Below are 19,266 nucleotides of genomic sequence, written 5' to 3'. Positions count from 1 at the left end.
CCTGCGAAGGGCCGGGCACAAGGGAGAAGGGGAGGTACTACCCCATCCGTCCCCTTGCCGCCACCGGCAGCGTTTCCAGCACCTTGTCGCCGTCGATCAGGTGCACCTGGTCGAACAAATTCGTCACCACGCAGCAATGATCGGGCACGACGCGCACGCGCTGGCCGATGCCAAGGCCCGCGCCGTCCGAGAGTGTCACGGTGCCATGCTCTTCGCTTAAGCCGGTGACGTGCGCGCCCGGCACCCCGAGCAGCTCGCCGAACTCCGGCAGCCCGAGCGTATCTGAAGACAGCGCCTTGCTGCCGCTGTCGAGGATGGCGCGGGTCGCAGTCGGATGGCTGACCACCGTGGCAAGCACCGTCAGCGCGCAGTCGTCCAGCGTGCCGACGCCTTTGGCGACCTGGTAGCGGTCGAGATAGATATAGGTGCCGGGCCGGTATTCGGTGACGACGCTGTCTTCGCCCGAACGCCACATGTCCGGCGTGCCGCCGCTGGAGATAAGCTCGCATTCGAGCCCCGCCGCGGCAAGCGTATCGCGCGCGGTCCTCAGCCAGGCTTCCGCCTCGGCCGCGCGCCCCGCGGCCGGATAGGTCATCAGCCCGCCGAAACTGAGACCCCTGGCCTTGTCGATCACCTTCGCCAGCGCCAGCGCGTCGTCGGCGCTCTGCACGCCGCAGCGGCCCATGCCGGTGTCGCACTCGACCAGCACGGACAGCGGATGGCCGGCATCGGTGAACGCGGCGGCAAGCCCTTCCAGCGTCTCGTGGCTGTCCGCCGTCACCGAGAGCGTGACACGGCCATGCAGCGCCTTCAGCCGCTCCAGCTTGGCGCGGCCGAGGATGTTGTAGGGCAGGAAAATGTCGGACAGCCCGGCATCGGCCATCACCTCGGCCTCGCCGATCTTCTGACAGGTGATGCCGACGGCGCCCGCCGCCACCTGCTTCTTTGCCCAGTAAGGCAGCTTGTGCGTCTTGATGTGCGGCCTGAGCTTCAACCCATGCGCATCGGCATGCGCCTGCGCCCTTTTGATGTTGGCTTCGGCGCGGGCCGCATCGACGAGGATCGCCGGCGTGTCGAGGTCGTCTATGCTTGGCATGGGATCACCGTCCGAAGCATGTCTTTCGAGCGGCAACCGCTGCGGGAGAAGACATTGCGTTAAAACAAATCAGTTGGGTTTATGGCCCCGAAAGCCGCCCATGTCACGGGGCCAACCCGTCGGTTTGCGTCGACAGCGGGCGGGCATTGGGCTATTCGGATGGGCAGATTTCAGCAGGCAACGGCCGGGAGGAACAGACCATGAAGCGCTCCAAGATCAACGACATCATCCGCGAAGCCGACGCCTTCATCCGCTCCTTCGGCTATATCATGCCACCCTTCGCCTATTGGTCGCCGGAAGAGATGAAGGCGCATAAAGCGGACTCCTCGGCCATCTTCACCTCGCGCCTCGGCTGGGACATCACCGATTACGGCCAGGAGAAGTTCGATGAGCTCGGCCTGTTCCTGTTCACGGTGCGCAACGGCCGCTACGAGGACATGAAGCTCGGCATGGGCATGCTCTATGCCGAAAAAATCATGATCTCGCGCAAGGACCAGCTGTCGCCGATGCACCGACACAACATCAAGGCCGAGGACATCATCAACCGCGGCGGCGGCAAGTTGGTGCTGGAGCTGTTCATGCACGACCGCGACGGCGGCATCGATCCGAAGGCCGAAGTGTCGGTCCCGGTCGACGGCACCATCACCAGATTGCCGGCGGGCGGGCTGCTGAAGCTCGACCCGGGCCAGAGCGTCACGCTTCTGCCCGGCGTCTGGCACGCCTTCTGGGCCGAGGGCAAGGACGTGCTGATCGGCGAGGTCTCGACCGTCAACGACGACCTCACCGACAACGTCTTCCGCGAGCCGATCGGCCGCTTCTCCAACATCGACGAGGACGTGCCGCCGCTGCACCTCTTGGTGTCGGATTACGAGAAGTGGGTGGGGTAGGCGAGGGACGCTTCGCTACCGCGCGTACTTATCGGCCTTGCGGTTCCCAAGCAGCAGCTTGCGCTCCAGATGCGCGCGCAACTCGCCGTAATAGGCGGTGAGAAAAGCCTTTGAATCGATCGGCTCGACCCTGGCGCCGATCTTGCGGCCGATCGTCTCCGCCACCGCCTTCAGCGCCGAATAGTCGTCGCGGCGCAGCACTTCCTCCAGCTTCTGCAACTCAGCGATGCCGTAGGCGTCGAGCTGCGCGGGGCTGAACTGGAAGCGCGCCGCGATCGGGTCCTTGCGCCGCGAAAGATCCTCGAGCAGCGCCACTTTCGGCGCCTCGACCACCCAGGTGCCGGCGAGCAGGTCGCCGATCCTCAGCCGATCGCGGTTGAACAGCGGGAACAGCGAGAACAGCAGCGTCCAGACCAGGCCGAAGATGGTCGTCAGCGTGTCGGCGACATCGGCGCTGGCGCGCGCGGCGAGGATCGACAGCGGCAGGAACACCTCGATCTCGCGCATCAGATTGCGCGCGATGACCTGATCGAGCGTGAGGCCGGTGCCGCTGCGCGACGCGACCCTCACGCCAACCATGCGCTTGCCCGGTGTGGCTGCCCGCCGTCCCGCTTCGAAGGCGATGAAATAGACGTTGCGCAGGAAGAAGATGAAGATGATCCAGACGATGAAAAGTGGCTGCGCGTCCTGGAAGCCGAGGCCCGCCAGGCCAAAGATTATCACCAGAGAGACGACCACGGCCGCAGTGAGGATGATCACCGCGTCGAGCAGGAAGCCCGAAGCCCGGGTGCCGGCGTCGGCCAGCTTGACCCTGAGGTCGACGCCTTCCGGCGTCACAAGCGGACGGATCAATGCTGCCGGGTTCTTGACCTTCGCTGTCCTAGCGGTCGCCATGCCGCACCATCCGGAACAGGTAGAAATAACAAATCCAAAAGGCCAGCATGCCGCCGCCGATCGAATAGCGGACAATGTCGCTGGTGATCGTCTGCCGGCCGATGCCTTCGAGCAGTCCGGCAAAAAGCAGCATTACCGTGACGCCGATCATGGCGGTCGCCGCCACGCGACCGGCCCGAGCGGCGGCCGCCATGCGGGTCAGTTCGCCGGGAAAGGCGATGCTGGTGCCGATGCGCATGCCGGCCGCGCCGGCGATGGCGATGGCGAACAGCTCCGTCGTGCCGTGGATCGACAGCCAGCCGCCGAGCTCGAAGCCGAGCCTCTTGGCGGCATAGATCTGGAAAATGGCGCCGAGCATGCAGCCGTTCATCAGGATGATCAGCACGCTTGGCACGGCGAACGCGAAGCCTAGCGCGAAGGCCAGGATCGAGACCTGCGTGTTGTGGGTGAAGAGATAGGCCGCGAACCCCGACAGGAAATGGTCGCCGCCGCCGTAAAGCACGCTGCGCAGCGTTTCGGCCGATGAATCCGGGTTGCGCCCGCCGGCCAGGCTCGGCGCGATGATGGCGTCGTACCAGCGCTTGTCGGAAGCGACCAGCCAATATCCGGCAATGGCGCCGATCACCGTCAGCCCGACGGATGTCCACACCTCGCGCCACAGGTCTCGGATCGCAGCCGGCCAATCGTGCAGGAAGAAGTCGCCGATGCGCGTCCGCAGGCTCCGCCGCGCGCCATAGAGATAAAAATAGCCGCGCAGGCAGAGCGCCTCGAGATAGGCGATCAGCGCGCTGTCGAGCGAGGTCGCGCGCGCCACCGAAAGCGACGACAGCGCCGAGCGGTAGAGCAACGGCAGCGACAGGAGCTCGTCTTCCGACAGCGTGCGTGGCGCGCGCTTCTCGACGCGCGCGAGCAGCGCCTCGAAGGCTTTCCAGTCGGCTTCGCGCTCCTGGCGGAAGCTTGCCAGCGACTGGCGCACGGCATCGGTGCCGGCCGACAGCGTCATAAGAGGTTCTCCTCCTTGAGCTGGATATAGCGCTCGACCAGCGCCGGGCCGAGCCGCTGATGGTCGGCCTCAATAACATGCGCGCCGAGCAGACGCAGGCGGCCGATCACCACCTGCCGCTGCCGCAGGAGGTCGCCGGCCGTGACGGAACGGGCGACGTCCTCGGGCGTAGCCGGGGCCATGTCGGCCAGAGTCTCCAGCTCCACATCCTTCATCAGCATGAACAGCACCAGATGCCGCTCGGTCAGCCGGCCGACGGTGCGCAGCATCAATTCGGCGCTGATCGGATCGACGAAATCGGTGAAGATGATGACCAGCGAGCGCCGGTCGAGCTTGGCCGAAAGCGTGGTCAGCGCCAGGGTGAAGTTGGTCTCCTCGGCCGAATAGTCGATCTCGGCGGCGCGCTTCTGGATCATGGTGAAGCTCGGCGAGCCGCGCACCGCGCCGCTGGAGACGCGCGGCCTGGCATCGAAAGAAAACAGGCTCACGAGATCGCCGCCCTTGAGCGCGATGAAGGCCGACAGGAGCGCCGCCGTCACTGCCCGGTCGACCTTCGGCACGCCGTCGACCGGCTCGCACATCAACCGGCCGCTGTCGATGGCCAGAACGATGTTGTTGTTCTCCTCGATCCGGAACTCGCGCGCCAAAAGCTTGCCGTGGCGGGCGCTGCGCTTCCAGTCGATCATGCGCCGGCCCATGCCGGGCTGATAATCCTTCAGCGACTCGAACTCGCGGCCCTGGCCGGCGCGCTTCTGCGCATGACCATCGGCAAGAGCGGAGCGCTGCAAGAGCGTGATCGCCTCGTCGCGCGCGCTGCTGACGTCGGGCAGCACCGCAACTTTGCGGTCGACGGGCAGCACGACCTGGTTCCAGATCAGCCCGAATGGACCCTGCCAGCGCAGCCACAGGCGGTCGAAGCCGGCGATGCCGCGGCGGATGGCCTCGAATTCGAGATCGAGCGTGCCGCCATTGGCCGGCAGCGCGCCGCCGGTGCCCGCGACCGGCTGCAGCCGCTGGTCATGCCCGACACGCGCCTGCAGGCGCCGCAGCTCGGCGCCGAAACCCGCCGCGATATGCAGCGTGAAGCGCCCGCCGACGCCGACCTGCGGCGGCGCCGTCAGCGTCGCGTTGAGCGAGGCGCGGCCTCTGCCCGCCGCCGCGTCCACCGCCAGGAAGGCGAGCAGCACGCAGATCCACAATAGGCCGAGATACCAGACATGCGGCAGCGCGAGCGCGATCAGGAAGGCGGGGATCGCCCCCGCCGCCGCTGCCCAGACCGCTCGGCCGCTCGGATAGATCAACGCGGCGCTTCCGTATGGTCGACGAGGTCGGAGACGATCTGCTCGACCAGCCGCCCGTCGATCTGCGCAGCCGGCGAAAGCACGACGCGGTGGCGCAACGCCGGCACGGCCAGCGCCTTGACGTCGTCGGGGATGACGTAGTTGCGGCCGTCGAGCGCCGCCTTGGCGCGCGCGGCTCTCGCCAGCATGGCGCCCGCGCGCGGGCTGGCGCCGACCTCGAGGTCGGGGCTTTCGCGCGTGCCGCGCACAAGCGCCGCGATATAGCCGACGACATCGTCGACCAGCGTGACGTCGCCGACCGTGGCAAGCGCAGCTTCAAGCGTCTTGCGGTCGGTCCGCGCCTTGATGCCGTATTGCTCGATATCGTGCGAGGCAGAGCCGCCGCCGTGATGGACGATGATGGCGCGCTCTTCCTTGAGGTCGGGATAGCTCACCCTGTGCTTGAACAGGAAGCGGTCGAGCTGGGCTTCGGGCAGCGGATAGACGCCCTGATGCTCGATCGGATTCTGCGTCGCCACCACCATGAAATTACCGCCGAGCGAATGCGTGGTGCCGTCGAAGGTGACGGCGTGCTCCTGCATGGCTTCGAGCAGGGCCGCTTGCGTCTTCGGCGGCGTGCGGTTGATTTCGTCGGCAAGCAGAAGATCGCAGAAGATCGGGCCGCGCGTCAGCGTGAACTGCCCGGTCTGGAAATTGTAGATGTTGGAGCCGACGATATCGCCGGGCATCAGGTCGGGCGTGAACTGGATGCGGCCATAGGCGACGCCCAGCGCCTGCGCGAAGCAGCGCGCCGTCATGGTCTTGGCGGTACCCGGCGGGCCCTCGAGCAGGATATGCCCGCCGGCAAACAAAGCCGTCAGCATCAGGTCGACGGTATCGCGCTGTCCGGTAATCGCTTTCGCGACTTCTTCCCTGATCGCGCCCGCCAGGGCTTTGACTTCATCGACGTTCACCGAGCCTCCTTGCCGTCCAGTCATGCAGCTGTTCGGCTGCTTCATGCATTGCGGCCAAATTGTTGGATTCATTCGCGGCCATGCAGCGCCGGCTGAAGCCATGCGTCTCGCCCTTGTCTCGGGAATCGAGCCAGCGGTCGAGCGCCTCGCCCTGCAGTCCGTGCGGCGCGCCGAGCAGCGCCGCGGCTCGTGCCCGCATCAGCGATGCGTAACGGTCGCCGAGCCCCTGCAGCCGCCCGGCGCGCCTGAGCAGCATCGCCGTCGTGTCGACCAGCGCCTGCTTGCCGAAGGCGATGGCGCGGCCTTCCGCGCGCGGCGGGCCGAAGCGGCCGAGCCCATGCAGGAAGGCGAGCGCGGCCGCCACCAGCACCGACAGCGTCAGCGCCAGGAAGGGCGGTTCGACCAAAAGCTTGGCAAGATCGTATTTCTGGCCGATGCCGTGCAATGTCAGGTCGAACATGACGGCGCCCTTGGCGGGCTCGATCATGGCGATCATGTCGAGCGCGGCGGCTGCCGTCCGCTCGTCCTTGAGCCCGGCATTGTTGATGAAATCGGGATCGGTGAGGATGTAGAAAGGTTCGTTGTCGAGCTCGGTCAGGATAGCCCTGCCGTTTCCGGCCGCGATCAGCGGATGGTCGTCCGCCACCCATTGCAGTTCCTCCGGCGCGGGCACCGTTCGGCCGGCGATATTAATCTGCGAGAGCGTGTTCTTCGCCTCGCCGAGCTTCGCCTTGGCGATGCGGCCGAGCCAGTCGTTGACGACCGTATTGGGCAGCCGCTCGACCTTGGTCTCCCAACCGTCATGGCTGAACAAGGGAAAGGTCTGCCATTTCGGCAGGACGAAAAGCGTGTCCTTGCCGGAGCGCAGCTTGATGATGCGGTCGAGCGCGGCCGGGTCGCTGCCCGGCGCGATGGTGACGATGAGCAGAAAAGTCGAGGCCAGCGGCGACGCCAGGTCCTTCTCGCCGCGCTCCATCGGTGGCGCCTGTCCGTTGGCGAGCTTCAGCCATTCGACAAGCCCTGCATAGCCGGTGCCACCCTTCGAAAACGGCGTGGCGCCGCCCTCGGGCTGGCGGAAATCGGGCGCATAGGTGGACAAAAGGAAAAAACCGGCCGCCGCCAGCAGGCTGGCGAAGATGCCCCAGAACAGGGTTCTGCGGCTGAACGGCGCCTCGGTCGTCTCGGCGGGCTGCGCGCTCATGCCCAGGCATCCCGGAAGGCGAAACGCTCATAGGCGCCGCGCGCCTGCCGCCAGCCCTCGGCGCCGACGGGACGGCGGGCAAACAAGGCTGCCTCGACGATGCGGGCGATCTCGCTGAACGCGGCGCGGGGCCGCGTGGGGATAGAGCCCGCGGCGGCGATATCGCGCGCGGTGAGCGACGGGCGCAGGAAGTTGGGCAGCCGGGTGGCTATGTCGGCGACGCTGCGGCGCAACAGAAGATGCACCGCCTCGTCAAACTCGCCCCGCGCGGCGAGCGCATCGGCCTCGGAGAGCAGGATCTGGGCCGCTCCCGCGTCAGGGCGCCATTCTTCCCTTGTTTCGGTCTCTTCGCGTTTCCGCCGCCATGGCAGGCGCCAGGCAATGCCTTTCGCCTCGAGGAAAAGCAGAAAAGCAATGATCGCGACGCCGATGATCACCGCGCCCCAGAATAGATAGATCATGTAAGGGCCGAGCTTAGCCAGGCTCTCCAGCACAGGCTTCAGCCATTCGGGAGGCTCGGGCCGCACATAGGTCGGCAGCGCGAACTGGATCGAATCGTCGGCCAGCAGCTGCTTGTGCAACTGCGCCAGCCGTCCGGCCTCATCCGTCGCTGCGGCTGTCACCCGCTCGTTCCCCCTGCAACCTGCGGTTCGGGGCAGACACTGGCAATACGCCATGACAATTGCAAGCGCACTGGACGTAGCCCTTCAATCTTGGCAAATTTACTTTGAAGTCGCCGATTGGATGCGATGGCGACTCGGGGGAAATTATCATGACGACTGCAACATTGGGACGACCCGGTCGATTCGAGATCGGCAGGGTGTTCAGCAACACCTTCGGCGTGATTGGCCGAAACATTGGACTTTGCGTGGGGTTGGCGGCTTTGTTTGCGGGTCTGCCGGCATTGCTCGTCAGGCTGTGGACCCAGCCGCAGATCGACGCTGTGATGCAGCGCGACCCCGCCACCATGGCCGACCCAGGCGCCATGTTTCGCAATTCCTACATCACCATCATCGCCGGGCTGATCTCCTTTGTGTGCGCGCTGCTGCTGCAGTCGGCGCTGGTGCGGGCGACCATCGAGGACCTCAACGGCAAGCGCCCCTCCTTCGGCGACTGCATCCAGATTGCGATCCGCTTTCTGCTGCCGACGCTTGGCATCGGCCTTCTCGTCGGTCTCGGCGCGGGTATCGGCCTGATGCTGTTGATCGTGCCGGGCATCATCCTCTGGCTCGGCTGGTCGATGTCGGTGCCGGTTCTCATCCAGGAGCGGCGGGGCGTGTTCGGCTCGATGTCGCGCAGCCGGGTTCTGACCAAGGGCAGCCGCTGGGCACTGTTCGGCCTGTTCCTTATTCTCATCATCATCGCGATGATCATCCAGTGGGGAATATTGCTCGTTCTTGTGCTGTTCGGCGGCATCATAGCCGAGATCGGAGCCGCGCTGGTGCAGACCGTGGTGTCGATGGTGCTGTCTATCGCCACGGCGGTGAGCTACGTCGAACTGCGCCAGGCGAAGGAAGGTGCAAGCATCGACGAACTGGCGGAGATATTCTCGTAAAAACGCCGCGGAACTGCGCTCGATCGAGGGGCGCCGAACCCCGCAGCCTCAATGACAACAGCAATGGTCTGCCTGCACGTTGGTCCGGCACAGGCACGACGAGGTGATTGCCACGTCCGCCTTGGCAAGTGCTGCCGCCAGCTTCGCCCGCAACCCCGGCAGTTCCTCTTTCTCGCCGCGTCGCTTCAGGCATTCGACCAGCCCGTGCAGCGCCCAGACATTGTCCGGGTGCTGGGCGCAGCGCTGCACGGCGCCGCTCAAGCCCAGATCGTCGCGATAGACCTGCTCGGCCTCCGCGGCGTGGCCCTGGTCGAGCAGGAGTGCCGCCAGCGCGTGGCGCGGCGGGTGCATCCAGGCCCATGGTTCGGTGTAGGAGAGATTATCGTCGAGCTCGACCGCGCGGCGCAGATGCCCGTAGGCCTCGTCATGCCGGCCCTGGTGATAGGCAAGCTCACCATCGAGCAGCGCCGCGCCCACGGCGAGCGAGGCTTTCGTCGGGTTGCTGAGGAAGCGGCGCTCCGGTGCAATGCTGTCGATTTGCCGGCTAAATAGTTTGCGTTCGCGCTCGGCCGCCGCGAAGTCGCGCAGCGTCGCATGCGCCACACCCTTGGCGTAGTGTTGCAATGCGGTGGTCACCACATAGAGGTCGGGCTCGCCATTCATCGGCTCGTCGATGATCTCGCGCCAGCGCCCGAAGCGCACTTGCACATGCGATTTCATCGCATGGTAGCCCTCGACCGTCTGCGTCAGTTTCGGCCGCCCAGCAATGCTGACGACGTCGCGCGTCACCAGGCTGCGCACCTTGTCGGCGGCCCACAAGGCAGGGCGGTACTGGCCAAGGAACATGCAGGTGAACATCATCAGATGCAGGTCGTGGCAGCAGCCGAGCAGGTAATAGGTCGGCTCGCCGGCATAAGCGAGGTAGAGATCGTTGGCGCGCACCGCCTTCTCGCTGGCGATCTTCGCCTTCTCATACTCGCCGCAGAGCACATGGATGTGCCCCGGCATATGGTTCATGTGGCCGGCATCCGGGCACATCGTGCCCAGCCGCTCCGCTGAGCGCATGCCGCGCTCGGGCTGCGTCGACATTTCGAGCAGATGGATGTGGAGATGAAGCGCTGCCGGGTGCGGCGCCGCACCTGCCTCGTCCGAGAGACGGATCGAGCGTTCACAGATCTCCAGCGCCTCGATCACGTCGGAATTCGGCGCCGGCGCGCCGGTCTTGAGGTTCCACAGGCGCCGCACCGTGCGCATCATCAGCGCCTCGACAGTCAGCGCCATCACGTCATGGTCGTCGGGATAGTCGCGATAGACCATTCGCATGGCAGTGGCATAGGCGTCGTCCCATTTTTCGAACTCGGCCGCGCTCACGCCATGCGGCTGCTGGAATCGGGCGGCCAGCGCCTCGATCAACCGCCGTTCGACAGGGCTCGCGCTTGCCGCGTTGGCTTGTGCAAGCCGCGCATGCTCGAAGCAGCGCCTGGCGACATGGTCGGCCTCGGCCTTGCCATGTTCCTTCCAGGTCAGATTGTAGAAAGGCCCGGCGGCATAGGCGATGCCCCAATGCACGAAGGCGCAGCCGGGATCGGTTTCCAGCGCCTTCTCGAAGCACTTTATCCCTTCCTCGTGGTTGAAGCCGTAGCACCAGTTCAGCCCGATATCGAACCAGCGCTGCGTCTCGGCCGACGATGTGGAGATGGGGCGGCGATAGGTGCCGAGATCGAAGTGGTCCATGCCTTGCTGCTTCTCGCATTCCCGGCGGACAGCCGGTCGGCGCACTCTGTGCTGAAAGGCAATCGCTTGGCAAATGACAAGCGGCCGGCACGGCCTTGAACGCCGCGCCGGCCACTCTGTCCTGGGAGGATCAGGACTCCAGCCAGACCTTCTCGAAATGCTGCTCGAGCGCCTGGTGCTGTTCGCAGCCCTGCACGCCCTTGCGGTAGGTGCGGTAGACCGAGCGCCAATAGGGCTGGATGATGATGCCGGAGTCGCGCAGATTGGTCTCGATCTTGGCCATGATCTCCTTGCGCGCCGCCGCGTCCGGCGTTGCAAGCGCCTTGTCGAGCAGTTCGTCGAACTCCTTGTTGGCATAGGCGCTTTCATTCCAGGCCGCGCCGGACTTGTAGGCTAAAGCCAGCACCTGGACGCCGAGCGGCCGGCCGAGCCATTCGGTGCAGGAATAGGGGAACTTGCTCCAGTCGTTCCAGAAAGTCGCGGCCGGCAATACCGTGCGCTTGACCTTGAGGCCCGCCTCGCGGATTTGCGCCGCGATCGCATCGGCGGTGCTCTTTTGCCATTCGATGTCGACCGAGATCAGCTCATATTCGTGGTCGGCCTTGCCGGCTTCCGAAATCAGCTTCTTGGCCTGATCGACATCGCGCACCGCAGGGCCGATATCGGCGAATTCCGGATGCATGGGGCCGACATGGTGGTTGTCGGCGGGTTTTCCGTGACCGTCGAGGCCGAGCTTCAGCACGGCCGCATTGTCGACGGCGAACTGGGCGGCGCGGCGCACCTTGACGTCGTCATAGGGCGCGTTGGAGACATTGAAGCGCGCGACGATGGTCGAGCCGGTGGCGATCTCGGAGTTCTGCAGGCCCATCTGGTCGGTCTGCGACACGGCGTCCGAAGCGGTCTCGTGATCGGTGTCGATCTCGCCGGATTCGAAGGCCGACAGCATGGCGTTGGGGTCCGAGCCGTAGTCGACCCATTTGATGCCGTCGAGATAGAATTCGCCCTTCCACCAGGGCTTGTCCTTGCGCTTCACCTCCGCGCCCGTCTCGGCGTCCCAGCTCACCAGTTCGCATGGGCCGGTGGTGATGGCCAAAGCCCTCTTCGGGTCGGCATCGCCCTCATAGGAGCGGTGCATGATCAGCGCCGGATAATCGGCCATGCCGGCGATCAGCGAGATGTCGGGCTTCGGCAGGTTGATCTTGACGGTATGGTCGTCGATCTTCTGTATGCCGCCGTCGACCGGCTTCTTGGTGTCGGCGTTGACCAGCGCGCCCATGCGCGCGGCGACCGAATTGCCGGCGACCGAGGCATCGCACCAGCGGTTGAGATTGTGGATCACGTCGTCGGCGTTGAAAGTGTCGCCGTTCGACCAGGTGATGCCCTTGCGCACGTGAAGCGTGATCGTCTTGGCGTCATCGCTGGTTTCCCAGCTTTCCAGCAGCCAGGGCTCAAAGGAAAAGTCGGTGTTCCAGCGCACCAGATATTCGTTGCACTGGCGCGCGACATTCGACATCTCGACGCCGTCGAAAGTGCGCGGGTCCTTGAAGCCTTTGACGTTCATCGCCACGCGCAGCACGCCGCCCTTTTTCGGCTCGGCGGCGCGGGCAGGCGAGGGAGCGATCCCGCCCAGCGCCATCGCGCCGGCGGCGCTGACGCCAAAGCCGGCCATCAGCGCCAGGTATTCGCGCCGGCTGATCGCGCCCTTCCTGAAATCGTCGGCGATCGGCTTGGCGCGCGGGTGCAGTTTTCTGTCGGTCAGCATGAATTTCATCGTCGTTCCCTCTGTTGTTGGGCGCTCCGGGGACGCCATGCGCGGGGGCGGATGCGACCGCCGGAGCGCCATTGCCTGTTGAGCGATGATAGGTCCGCTTTCCGCGGCGAAATGTTTGGTTTTCCGCAGTTCTTGTGCGCTGTTCCGCAGGGGGACAGCTGAGGGGAGATGTCCGGTAGGACAGAGGGGGCGCTGTCCCGCCATACGTCTCAGCGGATTGGAGATGTCTTCTCAGGCAGATGTCGGACGTTAGGAAACCGAAGGGTCGCGATCCCTCGCGCGCCCCTCTGGCCTGCCGGCCATCTCCCCCACGAGTGGGGAGATTAGCGCTCCGCCACCGGCACCCAGCCTTGCAATGTCGCTGATAATCCTTCGAAACGCCGCCGCCGCGCGCCGCACCGTCGGGCGCGCCCGCAGAAAGCTGTGCACCAGCCGCGGCTCCTCGCGCCACATCGCCTGCCCACCGGCGGCGAGGATGCGGTCGCGATAGGTCTCGCCGTCCGACGACAGCGGATCGCATTCGGCGGTGACGATCACCGTCGCCGGCAGACCGGAGAAATCACGAGCCATGAGTGGAGAAAGGGTCGGGTCGTCAGGCGATTGCCCAGGCGCCGAGCGGACGCGGCGGTAGAACTCGATGTCGGCGAGCGTCAGCAGCGGCGCCTCGGCGTGCTCGACATGGGAACGCCCGCTCTCGCCGCCGCCCAGGCCGGGATAGATCAACATCTGGCCGATGACACGCCGCGCATGTTGTCGCGTCGCTTGCGCCACCGCGGCGGCGAGGTTGCCGCCGGCGCTCTCGCCACAAAGCAAGATCGGCAGCGTGCTGGTCGCGGCGACCCATTCGAACACGGCAAGAGCATCGTCGAAGGAGGCTGGATGCAGATGCTCCGGCGCCAGCCGATAGTCGGCCGAGACCACCTCGAAACCGGTGCCGGCGCAGATTTCGGCACAGATGTCGTCATGGCTGTCGAGATCGCCGAGCACGAAGCCGCCGCCATGATAATAGACGACGATCGCCGCTGCCGCCTTGCCCGCCACGCGGTAGAGCCGGACCGGGATGGCTTGCGCCGCCGCGGCGACAAGACCGTCGCTGGTCGTCACGCCTTTGGGATGCCCTTGATGGAAAGCCACGCACATTTTGTCGTACACGGCGCGCTGCTCGGCGATCGGCGCGGCCACGATCTCCGGCGGGTACCAACTGTCGACCTTGTCGATATAGTCCCACAGCTCCGGGTCGAGCCGATCGGCATATTTGCCGCGCCTCGCCGAATTGCTTGGGTTGCTGGCCACTGTCGTCAGAGCTCGGCGTAGAGCCGCGCCGCGTTCTCGAAGGTGAAGCGCAGCGGTACCGAGCCCTCGACCTGCCAGACATTGACCGTATCGCCGGCCATCAACCGGCAGGCATCGAGCGTGTTGACGACGGCGCCGCCATAAAGCCTGTTGGCGAGGTTGAGGATGCCGGTCTGGTGCATGGCCGCACTTGCGCTGCCGCAGGCGTCCTTAACCAGCAGCACGCGAAAGCCTCGCGCCACCGCGTCCTTCACCGTGGCGTCGATGCAGGCCTCGGTCCAGACGCCGGCAATTACCAGCCATTCGGTGCCGGCTGCCTTGAGCTTGTCGCCGAAATCGTTCTTGCCGAAGGCGCTGGCTTCCTGCTTGACCAGAGTGGCTTCGCCGTTTCGCGGCGCCACCTCATGGCAGATCGCCGTCAGCGGATCGTCCTTGTCGGAGAAGGCCGACTTGCCGCTTTCGTCCACCGGGTGGAAAGGCCGCGCCTCGGCAAGATCCACGATATAGGCCCAGTGGTGGAGCGGCACGAAATTGCGCCGCGCCGCCTCCTGCAGGCGCTGCACATTGGCGAGGATGTCGGCAAACCCCTCGACCAGATAGCGTCTGTCCTTGCGATGCTCCTCCTGGAGATCGATGAACACCGCGGCCACCGTGCCGCGTCGAATGGAAATGGGCGTTTTCATGCGTATGCTCAAACTTCGTCATTCCAGGGCGAAGCAGCCGCGCAGCGGCGTCGCGAAGACCCTGGAATCCATGCCGTTGCCTTGATCGTCAATTGCTGCCTAACAGAATTCCGCACCGCGGCGAAGCGGAGACCGAACGGCATGGATTCCAGGGTCTGCGCCGCGTCGCTTCGCTCCTTGCTTCGCCCTAGAATGACGACGGCACAGGTGTTGCGGCCAATCGCCAAGGCCTGCGATGCCGGACCGGCGCTCATCGTGCTTGCCTGCATCAAACCTGCGGCTCCAGAAACTCATCCTCATAAGGAAAGCGCGAGAGCAGTTCGGTGCCGGTCTCGGTGATCAGGATCTCGTCCTCGAGCTTGACGCCTTCGCGGCCGCCTTTCTCGCCGATATAGCTTTCCACGCTCACCACCATGCCAGGCACGATGATGCCGTCGCGGCCATAGGTCTCGTAGTCCATCGAGTGCGCGATGAACGGCGTTTCGCCATGCATGCCGACGCCGTGCATGACCGAGGTGTAGCGCTGGTCGACGAAGCGATCGGGGATTTTCCAGGCCTTCTCGGCAATCTCGCGGAACGCCATGCCGGGCTTCACGATTGAGATATTGTGCTGCACCTGGTCGTGCGCCATGCGGTAGAGCGATTTCTGATAGGGCGTCGGCTTGCCCGGGCCGCAGCGGAAGGTGCGCGAGAAGTCGGAATAATAGCCGTAGCAGCCGATCGTATCGGTATCGAGCGCCAGCAATTCGCCCGGCCTGATCTTGCGGCCGCTCGCCTCGTTGAACCATGGATTGGTGCGCTGTCCCGAGGTGAGCAACCGGGTCTCGATGAACTCGCCGCCTTGCCGGATCACCTCGCCATACATGATGGCGAACAACTCGTTCTCTGAAACGCCGGGCTTGATCGCCTCGCGCACCGCCGCCACCGCGGCTTCAGCGCCGGCCATCGACACCTGCAGGCATTTGACTTCCTCCGGTGTCTTCACCGCGCGCACGGCGAGAATCTCGCCCTGGCAATCGCGCACCTCGCAGCCGCGCTTTTCCAAAGCCAGCGCCTGGAGATGGCTGCAGCGGTCGAGCCCGAGCTTCATCGATCCGCCGCCATGCTTCTTCAGAAGCTCGGTGATCTCATCCGCGAACGGTCCGGCGGTCTCGTCATCGCGGCCGGAGACAGAGGACCAGACGAGTTTGGACGGCCGCGCCTCGTCGATCGTGTCGAGCACCATCGAGACGTGGTAGCTCTGCGGATATTCGAACAGCACGATCGGCCCTGCGGTCGGGATGAAGAAGTACCGCGTCGAATTGCGCAGGAAATAGCCGAACATGTTGCGCGAGCCGGTTGCGTAGCGCTGGTTGTAGGGGTCGAACAGCACCACGCCGCCATAGCCCGCCTCGCGCATCCAGGCGCGCAGTTTTGCCAGCCGGCCTTTACGCAAGGCATCGGCGTCGATGAAGGACGGCTCGGTGTCGGACAGCCACATGCCGCCGGCCGGATCGGCCGCGGCCGGGTGGCGCATGCGGTCCTTGAAGTCCACATCCTCGGTGCTGTCGGGGTCGAAAACGACGATGCTCATGCGGGGTCTCCTGATGCCGAGAACATGAGCTATGCGTCACGCAAAGTGTGTGCGGATTCCCGCAGATGTCGTGCCGAATGCCGCGCCAACGACGAAGGAAACGTAGAGCCGCACCATTCCAACTAATGCCGCCGCATCGCCTTCGGCGCGTGTCCATGCTCTTCGCGAAACGCCCTTGCAAAGCTCGACATCGACGCAAACCCGCAGGCCAGCGCCACATCGCGCACCATCAGCGTCGAATGCGCCAACAGGTCGGCCGCGCGCTTCAGCCGCAGCCGCCGGTAATATCCGTTGGGCGAGACATCCAGTTCGGCGCGGAAATTGCGCTCAAGCTTGTCGGACGACACGCCGAGCCTTGCCGCCAGCTCCGCCATGCCGAGCCGCTCTTCCACAGCGTCTTCCATGATGGCGATGGCCGATAGCACCAGCTCGTTCTGGACGCCGGTGCGCAGCCTGAGCGGCATCAGCTTGCGGTCGACGCTGGAGCGCAACGGAGAATGCACGAACCATTCGGCGACTCCCGCCGCGATCTCGGCGCCACAGTCGCGCGTGATGATCTCCAGCATCATGTCGAGGCTGCCGACGCCGCCGGCCGAGGTGAAGCGCTTGCGGTCGATGACGAAGAGATCGCGCCGAAGCTCGATATCCGGAAAAGCTTCGGTGAAGGCGGCCTGGCTGGTCCAGTGCAAGGTGCAGGCATGGCCGTCGAGCAGACCGGCGCGGGCGAGGAAAAAGGCGGCGTCGGCGACAGCGCCGATATGCGCGCCGCCGCGCAGGCTTTTGCGGATCCAGCTCATCGCCTCGTCGGCCACGACATGGTCGGCATCGCCGCCCGAGCATACGACGATGCGGTCGACCTTCGGCGCGTCGGAGGCTGAAAAGCCCGGCTGGATGACGACGCCGTTGGAGGCCTCGACCGTGCCCCAGTCTGCGCCGACGATCACCCAGCGGTAGCATTCGCGCCTGGCAAGCACGTTGGCCGCGCGCAGCGGCTCGATGACGGAAGAAAACGCCATCATTGGAAAGCCGGGAAAGACCAGCACCGCGAAGGTCAAAGGCGCTCCGCCCGCCGCCTGTCTTGGCTGGTTGCGTGAACTCATGGCTGGCGGCCGTAGCGCGGCAGCACGATATCGGCGGTAAGCGGCGCGAGTTCCATGCCGCTCGCCAGCTCCGGATTCAGCCGGATCATCTCCTCGATCTCTGCCGCCGGGACCGGCTCGCCTGTGATGGAGAGTTCGAACAGCTCGGCCTCGACGCGGGCGTCAGGCTCATTGGCGGCGGGCGCGGAGAAAGAACCGAGATGGAAGGCCTCGGCCGGATCGACGGCAACGCCCAGCTCTTCGCGCAATTCGCGCGCAAGGGCGGCGGCCGGCAACTCGTCCGGCTCGATCTTGCCGCCGGCCTGCATGAAGGCGCTGGTACCGCGCTTGCGCACCAGAAGCAGCCTGCCGTCGTCGTCGCGGATGACAGCGGCGGCGATGCGGATCGTCCTGGCCCTCGCTGATCTGGAATGACTGGAGGTCACGATAGGCTGTTTCCCAACGGCGGTTTTGGTGGCACAGAGAGTGAACTGTAGCTGGCCGCGCGGCCGGCTTGCAACGGAGAGATCAAGCGATGTTCGCGGCAACGGCAATCGACACAAGCAACAAGCCGGCCTTCTACAAGGAGTTGGCCACGCAATTGAAAGCGCTGCTGGAAGGCGAGGGCGATTCCGTCGCCAATGCCGCCAACACGGCGGCGCTGATCTACCAAATGGTGCCCGACCTCAACTGGGCCGGCTTCTATTTCCTCGCCTCCGAGGACGAGCTGGTGCTCGGGCCCTTCCAGGGTAAGCCCGCCTGCGTTCGCATCGCCGTCGGCAAGGGCGTCTGCGGCAAGGCCATCGAGCTCGATATGTCGATGCTGGTCAAGGACGTCAGCGAATTTCCCGGCCACATCGCCTGCGATGCCGATTCGCGTTCCGAGTTGGTGGTGCTTTTGCGCGACGCCGAAGGCGCGTTCGGCGTGCTCGACCTCGACAGCCCGCTGCCCGGACGCTTCGACAAGGAAGACCAGGCCGGCATCGAGAAACTCGCCGCGATCTACGTCGCGGCGTGTGAGTTCGAGGACGAAGACGAAGACGAAGACTGAAAGGTGAGGCCGGCCCCGGCCTGCCTCAGGCGAACCTCACCAGCACCAGGCTGAAGCCCGCGATGAAGATGAAGGCCGAGAAGGCCAGCATCAGCGGCCGCAGGCCGCGCGAGCGCAGTTCCGAAATATCGGCCTGAAGGCCCATGGCGGCAAGCCCCATGGTCAACATCACCTGTGCGGCTAAAGCAATTGCCGAGTGGAGCTGGGCCGGGATCGCTACCAGGCTGTTCAGCGCCACGATCGCGACGAAGGCGGCCACGAACCAGGGCATCGGCGGCTTGGCGCCGGATGCGTCGGTGCTGCTACGGCGCGCCATCAGGCCGAGCGCGATCACCATCGGCGCCAGCATGGCGACACGGGTCAGCTTGGCGACGGTCGCGGTCTCGCCGGAGAGCGTGCCGTTCTGGAAGCCGGCGCCGATCACCTGCGCCACCTCGTGGATCGAGGCTCCCGCCCATAGGCCGAAAGCATGCTGGTCGAGCCCAAGCACGGGTGCCAGCAGCGGGAAGACTAGCATGGCGACGGTGCCGAACAGCGTGATGGCGGCAACCGCATAGGTGACATCCTCGTCGCGCGCATCGGTGACGATGTTGGTGGCGACGATCGCCGAGGCGCCGCAGATCGAGGTGCCGGCCGCGATGAGCTGCGCGAGCTTCCGGTCGACGCCGATCAGCCGGCCGAGCGTGACGGTGAAGAGGAAGGTGGCGCCGAGCGTGGCGGCGACGATGCCGACGCCGCCGAGGCCGATGCCCGCTACCTGGCCGAGCGTGAGCTGGAAGCCCAGCAGCACGATGGCGAAGCGCAGCAGGCGCTTTTGCGAAAAGGCGATGCCGGCCTTGGCATGGGCAGGAAGGCCGAGCACGTTGGAATAGACCATGCCGGCGACGACCGCCAGGATCATCGGGCTGAACAAGGTGAGGCCGGAGAAACCGCGCGCAGAATAAGCGACGCTGGTGATCATCGCCACCAGCACCAGTCCCGGCACGACGCCGGTTGAGATCGAGTTTGGAGCAGGGCGCTTGCGCTGGGCGTTGGCCGAGTTCAGGCGATTTGGAAGATCGTTCGCGGTGGCGGGCAGGAAAGACAATTCAATTCTCCAGGCACCTTCGCAGTCGGAATGCCATTCCAGAACCAATCTTTCCAACGAATTATTCGGGTTACAATGATCGATTTTTTCGAACGATGAGGAGCG

At 65.2% G+C, this 19,266-nt stretch carries 18 protein-coding genes; 3 read left to right on the top strand and 15 right to left on the bottom strand.

The genetic code is table 11. From position 1 onward, the window contains the following. Positions 1-37: 37 nt before the first annotated feature. Complete coding sequence (locus FJW10_RS12645; protein WP_140900342.1) at positions 38-1,096, bottom strand: D-TA family PLP-dependent enzyme; 1,059 nt, start codon at positions 1,094-1,096, stop codon at positions 38-40. Between the two features lie 200 nt (positions 1,097-1,296). Here FJW10_RS12645 and FJW10_RS12640 point away from each other — a divergent pair, with 200 nt between their 5' ends. Continuing rightward, entirely contained in the window at positions 1,297-1,983 is a 687-nt protein-coding gene (locus tag FJW10_RS12640) for a D-lyxose/D-mannose family sugar isomerase (RefSeq protein ID WP_042646145.1), read from the top strand. A 15-nt stretch (positions 1,984-1,998) separates the two neighbouring features. On the opposite strand, the gene FJW10_RS12635 is transcribed toward FJW10_RS12640, so the two are convergent. From FJW10_RS12635 to FJW10_RS12610, 6 genes are read right to left on the bottom strand one after another with little or no spacing between them, the layout of a single operon-like run. Next, the gene (locus tag FJW10_RS12635) at positions 1,999-2,877 is read right to left on the bottom strand and encodes an RDD family protein (RefSeq protein ID WP_140900341.1); all 879 of its coding nucleotides are present in this window, start codon (positions 2,875-2,877) and stop codon (positions 1,999-2,001) included. After that, on the bottom strand, positions 2,864-3,880 hold the full coding sequence (locus tag FJW10_RS12630) for a stage II sporulation protein M (RefSeq protein ID WP_140835456.1): 1,017 nt from the start codon (positions 3,878-3,880) through the stop codon (positions 2,864-2,866). The genes FJW10_RS12635 and FJW10_RS12630 overlap by 14 nt, the downstream gene beginning before the upstream one ends. Then, the gene (locus tag FJW10_RS12625) at positions 3,877-5,181 is read right to left on the bottom strand and encodes a DUF58 domain-containing protein (RefSeq protein ID WP_140835457.1); all 1,305 of its coding nucleotides are present in this window, start codon (positions 5,179-5,181) and stop codon (positions 3,877-3,879) included. Before FJW10_RS12625 ends, FJW10_RS12630 begins: the two co-directional genes overlap by 4 nt. Then, on the bottom strand, positions 5,178-6,134 hold the full coding sequence (locus tag FJW10_RS12620; RefSeq protein WP_140835458.1) for a MoxR family ATPase: 957 nt from the start codon (positions 6,132-6,134) through the stop codon (positions 5,178-5,180). The genes FJW10_RS12625 and FJW10_RS12620 overlap by 4 nt, the downstream gene beginning before the upstream one ends. Next, a complete protein-coding gene (locus FJW10_RS12615) occupies positions 6,121-7,335 on the bottom strand; it encodes a DUF4350 domain-containing protein (protein WP_140900340.1) in 1,215 nt (404 codons plus the stop codon). Before FJW10_RS12615 ends, FJW10_RS12620 begins: the two co-directional genes overlap by 14 nt. After that, the gene (locus FJW10_RS12610) at positions 7,332-7,958 is read right to left on the bottom strand and encodes a DUF4129 domain-containing protein (protein ID WP_246674235.1); all 627 of its coding nucleotides are present in this window, start codon (positions 7,956-7,958) and stop codon (positions 7,332-7,334) included. Before FJW10_RS12610 ends, FJW10_RS12615 begins: the two co-directional genes overlap by 4 nt. 149 nt (positions 7,959-8,107) lie before the next feature. Here FJW10_RS12610 and FJW10_RS12605 point away from each other — a divergent pair, with 149 nt between their 5' ends. Next, on the top strand, positions 8,108-8,890 hold the full coding sequence (locus FJW10_RS12605; RefSeq protein WP_140900338.1) for a hypothetical protein: 783 nt from the start codon (positions 8,108-8,110) through the stop codon (positions 8,888-8,890). A 48-nt stretch (positions 8,891-8,938) separates the two neighbouring features. Here the strand turns inward: FJW10_RS12605 and FJW10_RS12600 are convergent, their stop codons facing one another. From FJW10_RS12600 to FJW10_RS12565, 7 genes are all read right to left on the bottom strand, one after another. After that, on the bottom strand, positions 8,939-10,624 hold the full coding sequence (locus FJW10_RS12600) for a hypothetical protein (RefSeq protein WP_140900337.1): 1,686 nt from the start codon (positions 10,622-10,624) through the stop codon (positions 8,939-8,941). Positions 10,625-10,754: 130 nt separating this feature from the next. Then, positions 10,755-12,395 (bottom strand): ABC transporter substrate-binding protein, encoded by a 1,641-nt coding sequence (locus FJW10_RS12595; protein ID WP_140900336.1) that lies wholly within the window; start codon positions 12,393-12,395, stop codon positions 10,755-10,757. Positions 12,396-12,644: 249 nt separating this feature from the next. Continuing rightward, positions 12,645-13,688: an alpha/beta hydrolase gene (locus FJW10_RS12590; protein WP_140900335.1), complete on the bottom strand. Its 1,044-nt coding sequence runs from the start codon at positions 13,686-13,688 to the stop codon at positions 12,645-12,647. Between the two features lie 5 nt (positions 13,689-13,693). Further along, entirely contained in the window at positions 13,694-14,371 is a 678-nt protein-coding gene (locus FJW10_RS12585; RefSeq protein WP_140900334.1) for an isochorismatase family protein, read from the bottom strand. Positions 14,372-14,639: 268 nt separating this feature from the next. Next, positions 14,640-15,944, bottom strand: a complete 1,305-nt coding sequence (locus FJW10_RS12575) for a Xaa-Pro peptidase family protein (protein ID WP_140900332.1) — start codon at positions 15,942-15,944, stop codon at positions 14,640-14,642. 122 nt (positions 15,945-16,066) lie between these two features. Then, a complete protein-coding gene (locus FJW10_RS12570) occupies positions 16,067-17,044 on the bottom strand; it encodes a GlxA family transcriptional regulator (protein WP_140900331.1) in 978 nt (325 codons plus the stop codon). Beyond that, on the bottom strand, positions 17,041-17,469 hold the full coding sequence (locus tag FJW10_RS12565; RefSeq protein WP_140900330.1) for an NUDIX domain-containing protein: 429 nt from the start codon (positions 17,467-17,469) through the stop codon (positions 17,041-17,043). Before FJW10_RS12565 ends, FJW10_RS12570 begins: the two co-directional genes overlap by 4 nt. An 89-nt stretch (positions 17,470-17,558) precedes the next feature. Between FJW10_RS12565 and FJW10_RS12560 the strand changes: the two genes are divergently transcribed. Continuing rightward, positions 17,559-18,074 carry a GAF domain-containing protein gene (locus FJW10_RS12560; RefSeq protein WP_140900329.1) on the top strand — a complete coding sequence of 172 codons (516 nt, stop codon included), beginning with the start codon at positions 17,559-17,561 and terminating at the stop codon, positions 18,072-18,074. A 25-nt stretch (positions 18,075-18,099) separates the two neighbouring features. On the opposite strand, the gene FJW10_RS12555 is transcribed toward FJW10_RS12560, so the two are convergent. After that, positions 18,100-19,161, bottom strand: coding sequence for a YeiH family protein (locus FJW10_RS12555; RefSeq protein ID WP_246674234.1), 1,062 nt, complete (start codon positions 19,159-19,161; stop codon positions 18,100-18,102). Positions 19,162-19,266 lie beyond the last annotated feature (105 nt).

The organism is Mesorhizobium sp. B4-1-1 (genome assembly GCF_006439375.1).
Taxonomy (GTDB): Bacteria; Pseudomonadota; Alphaproteobacteria; order Rhizobiales; family Rhizobiaceae; genus Mesorhizobium.
This window is presented reverse-complemented; position numbering and strand designations above follow the sequence as displayed.

Excerpts from the sequence above, each read along its gene's own strand:
- FJW10_RS12615 (WP_140900340.1), bottom strand. The coding sequence starts at position 7,335 with ATGAGCGCGCAGCCCGCCGAGACGACCGAGGCGCCGTTCAGCCGCAGA.
- FJW10_RS12595 (WP_140900336.1), bottom strand. The coding sequence starts at position 12,395 with ATGAAATTCATGCTGACCGACAGAAAACTGCACCCGCGCGCCAAGCCG.
- FJW10_RS12585 (WP_140900334.1), bottom strand. The coding sequence starts at position 14,371 with ATGAAAACGCCCATTTCCATTCGACGCGGCACGGTGGCCGCGGTGTTC.
- FJW10_RS12645 (WP_140900342.1), bottom strand. The coding sequence starts at position 1,096 with ATGCCAAGCATAGACGACCTCGACACGCCGGCGATCCTCGTCGATGCG.
- FJW10_RS12605 (WP_140900338.1), top strand. The coding sequence starts at position 8,108 with ATGACGACTGCAACATTGGGACGACCCGGTCGATTCGAGATCGGCAGG.
- FJW10_RS12560 (WP_140900329.1), top strand. The coding sequence starts at position 17,559 with ATGTTCGCGGCAACGGCAATCGACACAAGCAACAAGCCGGCCTTCTAC.
- FJW10_RS12600 (WP_140900337.1), bottom strand. The coding sequence starts at position 10,624 with ATGGACCACTTCGATCTCGGCACCTATCGCCGCCCCATCTCCACATCG.
- FJW10_RS12630 (WP_140835456.1), bottom strand. The coding sequence starts at position 3,880 with ATGACGCTGTCGGCCGGCACCGATGCCGTGCGCCAGTCGCTGGCAAGC.
- FJW10_RS12575 (WP_140900332.1), bottom strand. The coding sequence starts at position 15,944 with ATGAGCATCGTCGTTTTCGACCCCGACAGCACCGAGGATGTGGACTTC.
- FJW10_RS12640 (WP_042646145.1), top strand. The coding sequence starts at position 1,297 with ATGAAGCGCTCCAAGATCAACGACATCATCCGCGAAGCCGACGCCTTC.
- FJW10_RS12635 (WP_140900341.1), bottom strand. The coding sequence starts at position 2,877 with ATGGCGACCGCTAGGACAGCGAAGGTCAAGAACCCGGCAGCATTGATC.
- FJW10_RS12570 (WP_140900331.1), bottom strand. The coding sequence starts at position 17,044 with ATGAGTTCACGCAACCAGCCAAGACAGGCGGCGGGCGGAGCGCCTTTG.